Origin of the sequence: Novosphingobium sp. MBES04 (assembly GCF_000813185.1) — a bacterium.
GTDB classification, from domain to species: Bacteria; Pseudomonadota; Alphaproteobacteria; order Sphingomonadales; family Sphingomonadaceae; genus Novosphingobium; species Novosphingobium decolorationis.
Genome location: NZ_DF850489.1, coordinates 459,756 through 469,605 on the forward strand (window position 1 = coordinate 459,756; position 9,850 = coordinate 469,605).

Consider the following 9,850-nt stretch of genomic DNA (forward strand, 5'->3'; position numbering starts at 1 on the left):
CGACCGGCGTGAGGGCGTGATGGCACCGCGGGAGGATCCGCTCGAGGCGTTCCTCACGATGATGGCCGCCGAGCGCGGTGCGGCCGCCAACACCCTTGCGGCGTATCGCAGGGACCTGGAGGGCGCGCGCTCGGCATTGGGGGACCTGGCCGGAGCGGACGCAGAGGGGCTGGCCTCGCTGGCTGAGCATTGGGCCTCTCTCTCGGCCTCCAGCCTTGCGCGCAAGTGTTCGACCCTGCGTCAGTTCTACGGGTTTCTCGTCGATGAGGGGCTGCGCGAAGACGATCCTTCGCCCGCCTTGCCGCGCCCACGCACGCGCCGTCCCTTGCCGCGGCTGCTCTCGCGCGAGGATGTGACGCGCTTTCTCGCGCAGGCGGAGGACGAGGCGCACAGTGGCGAGAGCGGACCCGTTCGCCTGCTGGCCTTGCTGGAGCTGCTCTATGGCTCTGGGCTTCGTGCAAGTGAGCTGGTGGCGCTGCCTTTGGCCGGAGTGCCCCGCGATACGCCGTTCCTGCATGTTCAGGGCAAGGGTGGGCAACAGCGCATGGTGCCCGTCAGCACACGTGCGCGCGCGGCTCTCTCGCGCTGGCTTGCGGTGCGCGGGGAGGCGGCGGGTTCGCGTTTCCTGTTTCCTTCACGTGCAAGTTCCGGGCATCTGACCCGGATTCGCCTCTTTCAGCTGTTGCGGGACCTGGCTGTTCGCGCCGATCTCGATCCGGCGAGGGTTTCACCGCATGTCCTGCGTCATGCCTTTGCGACGCATCTTCTGGAGGGCGGGGCAGATCTGCGCGTGCTCCAGACGCTGCTGGGCCACGCCGATATCGCCACGACCCAGATCTACACCCATGTCGACAGCGCACGGCTCGTCGCGCTGGTCAACGAGAGGCATCCCCTGGCTCGGCGACAAGCTTGAAAGGCGCAGATGATCGGGGCTGCGGACGGCTCCTTGTAAAGTCTGCCGACACATGTGTGCAGCCGATACACAAAAACGGGCGGCAGGATGTCCTGCCGCCCGCTTCTGTCCCCAGTTACGCCAATAATGGCGAACTGGAAGGCCGGAGCCTTCGGAATTAGTTCGCGTTGGCGAGCGTGTCCGAAGTGGTGTTGAAGGTGTTGCTGAGGTTGGTGCCGAGGCTGGTCATCGCGGTGATCGCGGCAACGGCGATGAGGGCAGCGATCAGACCGTATTCGATCGCGGTGGCACCTTCTTCGTTGCGACGCAGCTTGGTGAGGAACTTCATGAATTGTCTCCTGATGTAAAGCAGTCTTGTGTACCCGGTCCGGCGCGGCCTCACTTTGTCTCAGGCTTGCCGAACGTGTTGATTGGTAGGTTGGAATAGTTGAAAAATGTTTAAGTCTGCAGAGACCTAGCCGGATGATGAGATGGCTTCGGAGGTCTTGTCGTTGACGTTGCCCCACATGCCGATGGTCTCGTCGGCGACGCTCTGCATGGCCACCACGATGACAAGGGTAATGAGGCCCATGATCAACCCGTATTCGATTGCACTCGCGCCCTGGGCGTCGCGAAGCAGGGATTGCATTCTGGTCAGGGGGAGCATCGCGGCCTCAGCCCTCGTGATGATTGGAATGGCGTCGAAATTTGCGGATTGAGCTTAAGGATTCATTAAATGAAGGCGGGAAAGTGGAAAAAAATCTGACACCGCTCGTGGTGGTCGCCGTGGCGCTGGTCGATGCGCGAGGGCAGGTCCTCATGCAGCAACGCCCTGAGGGAACGATGCACGCGGGCCTCTGGGAGTTTCCGGGCGGTAAGGTGGATCCCGGTGAGAGCGCCGAGGAAGCCGCTGTGCGCGAGATGCACGAGGAGCTGGCCGTCAGGCTCGATCCGGCATCTCTTGTGTCTGTGGGGTTCTCCAGCGGCCTTCTGGGCGCAGAGAGCGCGGGAGGGGCTGCAAGTGCGGCATCCGGGCGCAGGGCGCTTGTCCTGCTTCTTTATGCCGCGCGCGCGTGGGAGGGGGCTCCGGTCTCGCAGGAGGGCGGCCAGGCGCAATGGTATGCGGCTCAAAGCCTTGGAGAATTGGCCATGCCGCCGCTTGATTACCCGCTGGCCGATGCCCTTAAGATTTGGCTGAAACACGATTTTTCAGAAAAATATGCAGATAGGCATTGACCGATTTCGATTCCTTTTCTAGAGGCGCCTCTCCAACGCGCCCGTAGCTCAGCTGGATAGAGCATCAGACTACGAATCTGAGGGTCGGACGTTCGAATCGTTCCGGGCGCACCATTTTCTCCGAATGGTCTGTTGGAGTTTCAGGAGAAACACAAAGTGCATGCGCGCCCGTAGCTCAGCTGGATAGAGCATCAGACTACGAATCTGAGGGTCGGACGTTCGAATCGTTCCGGGCGCACCACTTGTTCCGAATGGGCTGTTGCAGCATCAGGAGGGACGCAAGATGCATGTGCGCCCGTAGCTCAGCTGGATAGAGCATCAGACTACGAATCTGAGGGTCGGACGTTCGAATCGTTCCGGGCGCACCATTCACTTCCCAGCGTTTACCGCATCAAAAAAGCCGCATCCCTCGGGAGTGCGGCTTTTTTGTTGTCTGCGCGGGTGAAGAACCTCCCGGAGCCGGGAGGGGCGAGGGCGGGCGCTCAGGCCTGCCGCTCGCGGTTGTCCTCTCCCTGGCGCAGGAAGCCCTGCGAGAGCCCGTGGTAGAGCTTGGTCTGGCACACCAGCTTGCTGACCGCATCGGCGATGATGGCAGTCAGGAAGAGGGGCAGGATCATGCCCCGGTTGGCGGTGGTCTCCATGAGGATGATGACGGCCGTCAGCGGGGCGCGCACGACGCCCACGAAGTAGCCGGTCATGCCCAGGAGGACGACCGCAGGCATGGCGTCGTCGGGGAACGCGAACGTGAGCAGTTCACCGAAACCCGCGCCCACGGAGAGGGAAGGGGCGAAGATGCCGCCCGGGGCTCCGGAGACCGCCGTTGCGGCCGTCGCCAGGAACTTGGCCGGGCCAAACCAGCCCGAGGGCGTGGATTCGCCCTCGATCATCAGCTTGGTCGTTTCGTAGCCCGTTCCCCAGGTCGCGCCGCCGGTGGCCACGCCCACGATGGCGACAACAAGGCCGCAGGCAAAGGCCGAGAGCACCGGGCGCTTGCGGATGGCCTGGAAGACCGGGTGCCCGCTGCGCGCGAAGGAGAGCATGATGCGGGCAAAGAGGCCACCGGCAATACCGCCCAGGATTCCGGCGACCGGCGTGATGAGGAGCACCGAGGTCAGCTCCAGCGTCTCATGCATGACGCCGAAGTAGACATAATCGCCTGCGATGCCGAGCGAGACGAGACCGGCGATGACCACCGCGCCCATGACGAGGACGGCAACGCGTTGCTCGAACGCGGAGGCAAGCTCCTCGATGGCGAAGGCGACACCGGCCAGCGGCGTGTTGAAGGCCGCCGCGACACCGGCCGCGCCGCCCGCGATAAGGACGCCTGCGGTCATCGGCACGCGCATCACCTTGTGGCAGGCGACCATGATGGCCGCCGCGATCTGGACGGTGGGTCCTTCACGGCCGACCGAGCCGCCCACGAGCAGAACGCCGACGGTCAGCAGCAGCTTCACGACCGCGGTGGGGATCGTGAGGAGGCGGGTGTAGGCAAGGTCGAGGTTCTTGGTCGCGGCCATGACCTGCGGAATGCCCGAGCCACGCGCCGCCGGGCTCACCCGGTTGGTGAACCACACGATCGCGGCGAAGCCGCAAGGCGTGAGCGCAAGGGTCAGGTAGATATTGTCGGACTGGAAGCGGGTGAACAGTTCCTGTGCCTTGTCACCCATCCAGGCAAAGGCAATGGCGATGAGCCCCAGGATGATCGCGCCGATGGCGGTGGCAATGCGGCGGCGGGCAAGGTCGAGCGATGAGTCGAAGCTGTGAAGAGCCTGTAGAATGCGTCTCATGCGCGCAGGGAAGGTCAACGCGGGTCCAATCGTGATTATAAGGGGCTTGCAGGTCTCGTGCAGGTTGTTGCCGGGACAATTTCTGCGCCCTCTTGCTCCAAACCTACGATGAATCGCAAGGTATTTCCCCGGATTTCCGCGCGCAGGTGTCGATGTTGCAAACTATGCAACGTGCCGGTGGGGCACTTTTCGGAACGGACCCACCAAAAAGGGCCGGGATGGTCTGTCCATCCCGGCCCCCCTTTCATCCGTGAGCCTCCAGCCCGGGGCTGGAGCCGCGAACCTTATTCGGCTGCGGGGCTTTCCTCGGCGGGCGCGGCCGGAGCCGAACCACCGATGGCCTGCGCGAAGTCGGCCGCGGTCATGCCGATGGCGAGCGAGCCGTCGGGCATGAGGCCGATGTTGGCCTTCTTGAACAGCGCGGTCGCGCCATCGCCGTTGGCGAGTTCCATGGTCACATCCTCACCCTCGAGCTTGGCGATGGTGCCGAGCACCTGGCCGTCGCTGCTCTTGATCGGGGCATCGACGACCATGGCGGCTTCCTTGGCCTGGCCGGATTCGGCCTTGGCACCCATGACGGCGGATTCGAGCTGCGCCTTGGTCATGCCGATCGTCAGGCCCTTGTCGCGCATGGCGAAGGCCTTGGTGGGAAGGCCGGCACGGGCCACGCCCGTGTTCACGGTAACCACGTCACCCGCAACGGCTTCAACGGCGCCGACTTCGTTCCCCTCGGGATCGAAGACCTTGGCGCCCACCGTCGGGGCGACCGTCTCGGCTGCGGGAGCCGCAGCGTCCTGCGCCACGGCGGCGGCGGGAGCCAGGCCCGCAGCGAGGATCGCGGCGGCGATGAGCGAATTCTTCATGGTGTACTCCTTGTTTGCTCCACGAGGCCAGTTGGGCTCGACTTCACGGAGGGTTGCCCCGGGATAACGCAGGGCCGTGCATTTGGGTCCGGCTCAAGTTGTCCGGACAACGAACGCCGTCCGAATACGAACCGCGCGAGGCCGCGCCGGGCAACAACGTGCTGCACTGCAAATGGGCGACCAAAGGTGGTGCATATGTTGCACACCCCTAATGGATGACTGCTGAACGGCTCCAGATCAACCGCTAAAATGACACTTTTTCACGGCTCGCTGTTCCAGGTCCTGGCTCTCTGCAGGCCATGACCTTGAAACCGCGCGTGGCGCAAGGGGCGTTTCCAATGTGTATGCAGGAGGTATCCGCAATGCAGTATGCTGCAGTGCACAATTATCGAAAGGGCAGGGCCCGGGTCCCCTTTGCAGGGGGGAACATTCCGGTATGTCGGCACTTTAGGGATCAGCATTCGGGCGCAGCAGGATATGGACATCGCAATGGACGAGGAGGATCACACGGGCCTTGGAACGGATCTGAAGGAGGTCTCCGGCCCCTCGGTGTGGCGCTACGCCATGGCGCGCAAGGCCCACGTTGTCATCGATGCGGACGATTATTTCAAGCTCGTGCGCGAGGCGATGGAGGCGGCGCGCCAGCGGGTCTTCCTGATCGGTTGGGACTTCGATTCGCGGATCCTGCTCTCCGATGGGCGCCGGTGGTGGCAGAAGGGGCGCAAGCACCGTTTTCCGGCGCGTCTGGGCTCTTTCATCCTGTGGTTGGTGGACCACAACCCGGACCTGGAAGTGCGCATCCTCAAGTGGAATTTCGCGCTCTTCAAGTCGCTGTTCCGAGGCACCATGCTGGTCGATCTGCTGCGCTGGGCGCGGCGTGACCAGATCGACTTCAAGTTCGATGCCGCGCATCCGCTGGGTTGCAGCCACCATCAGAAGATCGTCGTCCTCGACGATGTCTTTGCGGTGTGTGGCGGCATCGACATGACGACGGACCGCTGGGATACGAGCGAGCACCTGCCCCACGACACCCGCCGTCGCCGTCCGACCGGGCGCCTTTACGCGCCCTGGCATGACATCACGATGATGATGGAAGGCGAGATTGCCGGCGCGCTTGGCGAGTTGGGGCGCGACCGCTGGGACGTGGCGGGCGGCAAGCCGCTCGAACCCTGCAAGGCGCAGGAGGAAAGTCCCTGGCCGGAAAGCCTGCACGGTGAATTTCGCGACGTCGAACTGGGCATCGCGCGTACGCGCGCGAAATATGGCGACTGCCCGCAGGTCAGCGAGATCGAGGCCCTGTTTGTGGAGCAGATCCGCTCGGCCCGGCACTTCATCTATGCCGAGACGCAGTACTTCGCCTCGCGCGTCATCGCCGAGGCCATCTGCGAGCGTCTCATGGAAGACGATCCGCCCGAGATCATCATCGTCAATCCCTTCACCGCCGATGGCTGGCTGGAGCAGGTGGCGATGGATACGGCACGAACCCGGCTTCTTGAGATCGTGCGCGAGGCCGATCACGCCGGACGCTTCCAGCTCTATTATCCGGTCGCGAGCGACGGGACGCCGATCTACGTCCATGCCAAGCTGACGATCATCGATGACCGTATCCTGCGCATCGGTTCGGCCAACATGAACAACCGTTCGATGGGGCTCGACAGCGAGTGCGATGTTTTCCTCGACCTGGATCGGCCCGCCAATGCGGGGCGGCCCGAACTGGCGCAAACCATCTGCAAGGTGCGCCAACGCCTGATCGCCGAGCACTGCGCGCTCGACATGGACGAGGCGGCGCGCCGCCTGAAGGAAACCGGCTCGATGCGCGCGACGATCGATGGCCTGAACGAGGCGTGCGGAAATCAGGGGCGCCGACTGGTTCCTCTGCCCCTGAAAGAGCTCTCCGATGCCGAGAAGAAGCTGGGAGACAGCGCGCTCCTTGACCCGGAACGTCCTGACGAAATGTTCGAGCCGATCGAACGTCGCGGGTTGTTTCGCCGGAAAGGGGCTCTAATGCGGGTGCGCCTGAAAGAAAGATGGAAAAGGAGAAGGCGCAGATGAGCTGTCTGGACGAGCCGGACATGGACAATCCGCTCGGCAAGCCCGATGTGCCGGAGCACGTCCAGGAGGCCATTCGCACCCTGATCGGCTGGGCGGGCGATGACCCGACCCGCGAGGGGCTGCTCGACACGCCCAAGCGCGTGGCGCGCGCGTGGCTGGAATATTGCCAGGGATATCAGGAAGATCCTTCGATCCACCTGTCCCGCGTCTTCGAGGAAGTGGGTGGCTACGACGAGGTCGTGCTGCTCAAGGACATTCCGTTCCAGTCGCACTGCGAACACCACATGGCGCCGATCCAGGGCAAGGCGGCCATCGCCTACCTGCCGCGCGATCACGTGGTTGGCATCTCGAAGCTCGCGCGCGTGCTGCATGGCTATGCGCGCCGCCTGCAGATCCAGGAGCGCCTGACCGCGGAAGTCGCGCAGTGCATCTGGAATCACCTCAAGCCCCACGGCGTGGCCGTGGTGATCGAGGCCCAGCACGGCTGCATGACCGGTCGCGGCGTGCGCACGCCGGGCGTGGGCATGATCACCAGCCGCATGATGGGCACGTTCCTGGAAGATGAGCGCAGCCGCAAGGAAGTGCTCAGCCTGATGGGCTACTGATCCTTCACTGCAGGTCCTGAACGAACGAAAAAGGGGCGGCGTACCTATGGTGCGCCGCCCCTTTTTCGTTTCGGACAGGATCCGTGCTCAGAGCTTGCCGAGCATGTATTCCGCCGCGCTGACCTCGAAGGTGCCCGGGGCCTCGACGTTGAGCTGCTCGACCACGCCGTCGTTCACGACCATCGAGAAGCGCTGGCCGCGCGTGCCCATGCCGAAGCCCGAGCCGTCCATGGTCAGGTCCAGCGCCTTGACGAGGTCGCCGTTGCCGTCGGCCAGCATCGTGACGTCGGGCGAACCGGCCGCCTTGCCCCAGGCGCCCATCACGAAGGCGTCGTTGACGGCGGTGCAGGCGATCTCGTCGATGCCCTTGGCCTTGAGCTCGGCCGCCTTGTCGACGAAGCCGGGAAGGTGCTTGGCCGAACAGGTCGGGGTGAAGGCGCCCGGGACCGAGAAGAGCGCGACCTTCTTGCCCGCGAAGTAGTCGGCGCTCTGGACCGGCTCGGGGCCGCTCTCGCCCGCCTTCATCAGCTTCACGTCGGGAAGTTTGTCACCTACGGCGATGGTCATGCGTTCATCCTTCTTGGCATGGGTGTGCGGTTTCGCGTCCCCGATATAGGCCGGGCAGGGCGCCCTGCAATGCCCATGCGGTTCTGAAATCGGGAAACTCCGGGCCCGTGCGGATGGCGCTCGAAAGCGAGCGTGCATTTTTCCGGGATAGCGCTGAGCCGCTCGCGAGGTCCGGAATGATGCGTCTTTGCAAGGTGGCCCTGCGCGGTGGTCCCGCGCGGTCATGGTGGCGCTGAGTGGTGGTGCATTCAGGGTGGATATAAAGATGTCTTTATATTCGGTTTGCGTTTTGGCCGGGGGTCCTTTAATCCCTCACCAACCGCCGGCGCTTTCGGGCGTCGACATCATTCACACGATCATTCCCCAGGAGTTCCCTCGTGGCCACAGCTGATACCGCCGTTCACGACTACGCCATCGCCGACATGTCGCTCGCCGATTACGGCCGCGCCGAAATCGCGATCGCCGAGACCGAAATGCCGGGCCTGATGGCCCTGCGCGAGGAATATGGTGCACAGCAGCCGCTCAAGGGTGCGCGCATCACCGGCTCGCTGCACATGACGATCCAGACCGCCGTGCTCATCGAGACGCTGGTCGCACTGGGTGCCGAAGTGCGCTGGGCGACCTGCAACATCTTCTCGACCCAGGACCACGCCGCGGCCGCGATCGCCGCGCAGGGCATCCCCGTCTACGCCATCAAGGGCGAGAGCCTGTCCGACTACTGGGACTACGTTGGCAAGATCTTCGACTGGGGCGATGACACCGCCAACATGATCCTCGACGATGGCGGCGATGCCACCATGTTCGCGCTGTGGGGCGCGCGCGTCGAAGCGGGTGAAGATCTGTTCGAGCCGAGCAACGCTGAGGAAATCGAATTCGTTCGTTCGCTCAAGAAGTTCCTCAAGGAAAAGCCGGGCTACCTGACCAAGTCGGTCCAGGCCATCAAGGGCGTTTCGGAAGAGACCACCACCGGCGTGCACCGCCTCTACCACATCGCCAAGCAGGGCAAGCTCCCGTTCCCGGCGATCAACGTGAACGACTCGGTCACCAAGTCGAAGTTCGACAACCTCTACGGTTGCCGTGAATCGCTGGTCGACGCGATCCGCCGCGCCACCGACGTCATGCTCTCGGGCAAAGTCGCCTGCGTTGCCGGCTTCGGCGATGTCGGCAAGGGCTCGGCCCAGTCGCTGCGCAACGGCGGCGCCCGCGTTCTCGTCACCGAAGTCGATCCCATCTGCGCGCTCCAGGCCGCGATGGAAGGCTTCGAGGTCGTCACCATGGAAGAGGCCGTGACCCGCGCCGAGATCTTCGTGACCGCGACCGGCAACGAAGGTGTCATCACCGGCGAGCACATGAAGGGCATGAAGGACAAGGCCATTGTCTGCAACATCGGCCACTTCGACAGCGAGATCCAGATTTCCGCGCTCGACAACTACGAGTGGAAGGAAATCAAGCCCGGCACCGACCTCGTCACGCTGCCCGATGGCAAGCAGCTGCTGATCCTCGCGCAGGGCCGCCTGGTAAACCTGGGCTGCGCCACCGGTCACCCCAGCTTCGTGATGTCGGCCAGCTTCACCAACCAGACGCTGGCGCAGATCGAACTCTTCACCAAGTCGGAAAACTACAAGAACGACGTCTACGTCCTTCCCAAGGTCCTCGACGAGAAGGTCGCCGCGCTTCACCTTAAGAAGCTGGGCGTCAAGCTGACCGAGCTTTCGCAGCGCCAGGCCGACTACATCGGCGTGCCGGTGGAAGGCCCGTTCAAGCCCGACCACTACCGCTACTGATTTCGGACGGGCAGCCGGTCTGCCCAGCCGTTTTGCAGGATGAAGGGGCTGCGCGAAGGCGCGG

At 63.8% G+C, this 9,850-nt stretch carries 10 protein-coding genes and 3 tRNA genes; 8 read left to right on the top strand and 5 right to left on the bottom strand.

Features of this window, described 5'->3' with window-relative positions; translation table 11 throughout:
• Positions 1–19: 19 nt before the first annotated feature.
• The gene (locus tag MBENS4_RS15835) at positions 20–913 is read left to right on the top strand and encodes a tyrosine recombinase (protein ID WP_039392785.1); all 894 of its coding nucleotides are present in this window, start codon (positions 20–22) and stop codon (positions 911–913) included.
• Positions 914–1,070: 157 nt separating this feature from the next.
• Here MBENS4_RS15835 and MBENS4_RS24855 read toward each other — a convergent pair whose 3' ends face one another.
• Entirely contained in the window at positions 1,071–1,241 is a 171-nt protein-coding gene (locus MBENS4_RS24855; RefSeq protein WP_084592196.1) for a Flp family type IVb pilin, read from the bottom strand.
• A gap of 126 nt (positions 1,242–1,367) precedes the next feature.
• A complete protein-coding gene (locus MBENS4_RS26790) occupies positions 1,368–1,559 on the bottom strand; it encodes a Flp family type IVb pilin (protein WP_084592197.1) in 192 nt (63 codons plus the stop codon).
• A 41-nt stretch (positions 1,560–1,600) separates the two neighbouring features.
• Between MBENS4_RS26790 and MBENS4_RS15840 the strand changes: the two genes are divergently transcribed.
• The 4 genes from MBENS4_RS15840 (at position 1,601) to MBENS4_RS15855 (ending at position 2,496) form a co-directional block, all read left to right on the top strand.
• Positions 1,601–2,128: an NUDIX domain-containing protein gene (locus MBENS4_RS15840; RefSeq protein ID WP_340140843.1), complete on the top strand. Its 528-nt coding sequence runs from the start codon at positions 1,601–1,603 to the stop codon at positions 2,126–2,128.
• A gap of 37 nt (positions 2,129–2,165) precedes the next feature.
• Positions 2,166–2,242: transfer RNA gene (locus tag MBENS4_RS15845), tRNA-Arg, on the top strand.
• A gap of 50 nt (positions 2,243–2,292) precedes the next feature.
• Positions 2,293–2,369, top strand: a tRNA-Arg gene (locus tag MBENS4_RS15850).
• A 50-nt stretch (positions 2,370–2,419) separates the two neighbouring features.
• Positions 2,420–2,496: transfer RNA gene (locus MBENS4_RS15855), tRNA-Arg, on the top strand.
• A gap of 114 nt (positions 2,497–2,610) precedes the next feature.
• Here the strand turns inward: MBENS4_RS15855 and MBENS4_RS15860 are convergent.
• The gene (locus tag MBENS4_RS15860) at positions 2,611–3,915 is read right to left on the bottom strand and encodes a chloride channel protein (protein WP_144400967.1); all 1,305 of its coding nucleotides are present in this window, start codon (positions 3,913–3,915) and stop codon (positions 2,611–2,613) included.
• 284 nt (positions 3,916–4,199) lie between these two features.
• On the bottom strand, positions 4,200–4,778 hold the full coding sequence (locus tag MBENS4_RS15865; protein WP_039392787.1) for a hypothetical protein: 579 nt from the start codon (positions 4,776–4,778) through the stop codon (positions 4,200–4,202).
• Positions 4,779–5,267: 489 nt separating this feature from the next.
• Between MBENS4_RS15865 and MBENS4_RS15870 the strand changes: the two genes are divergently transcribed.
• Entirely contained in the window at positions 5,268–6,830 is a 1,563-nt protein-coding gene (locus MBENS4_RS15870; RefSeq protein WP_039395125.1) for a phospholipase D-like domain-containing protein, read from the top strand.
• Complete coding sequence (gene folE / locus MBENS4_RS15875) at positions 6,827–7,435, top strand: GTP cyclohydrolase I FolE (RefSeq protein WP_039395128.1); 609 nt, start codon at positions 6,827–6,829, stop codon at positions 7,433–7,435. The genes MBENS4_RS15870 and folE overlap by 4 nt, the downstream gene beginning before the upstream one ends.
• Positions 7,436–7,522: 87 nt before the next feature.
• Here folE and MBENS4_RS15880 read toward each other — a convergent pair whose 3' ends face one another.
• Positions 7,523–8,002 carry a peroxiredoxin gene (locus MBENS4_RS15880; protein WP_039392788.1) on the bottom strand — a complete coding sequence of 160 codons (480 nt, stop codon included), beginning with the start codon at positions 8,000–8,002 and terminating at the stop codon, positions 7,523–7,525.
• A 377-nt stretch (positions 8,003–8,379) separates the two neighbouring features.
• Here MBENS4_RS15880 and ahcY point away from each other — a divergent pair, with 377 nt between their 5' ends.
• Positions 8,380–9,786 carry an adenosylhomocysteinase gene (gene ahcY, locus MBENS4_RS15885; protein ID WP_039392789.1) on the top strand — a complete coding sequence of 469 codons (1,407 nt, stop codon included), beginning with the start codon at positions 8,380–8,382 and terminating at the stop codon, positions 9,784–9,786.
• Positions 9,787–9,850 lie beyond the last annotated feature (64 nt).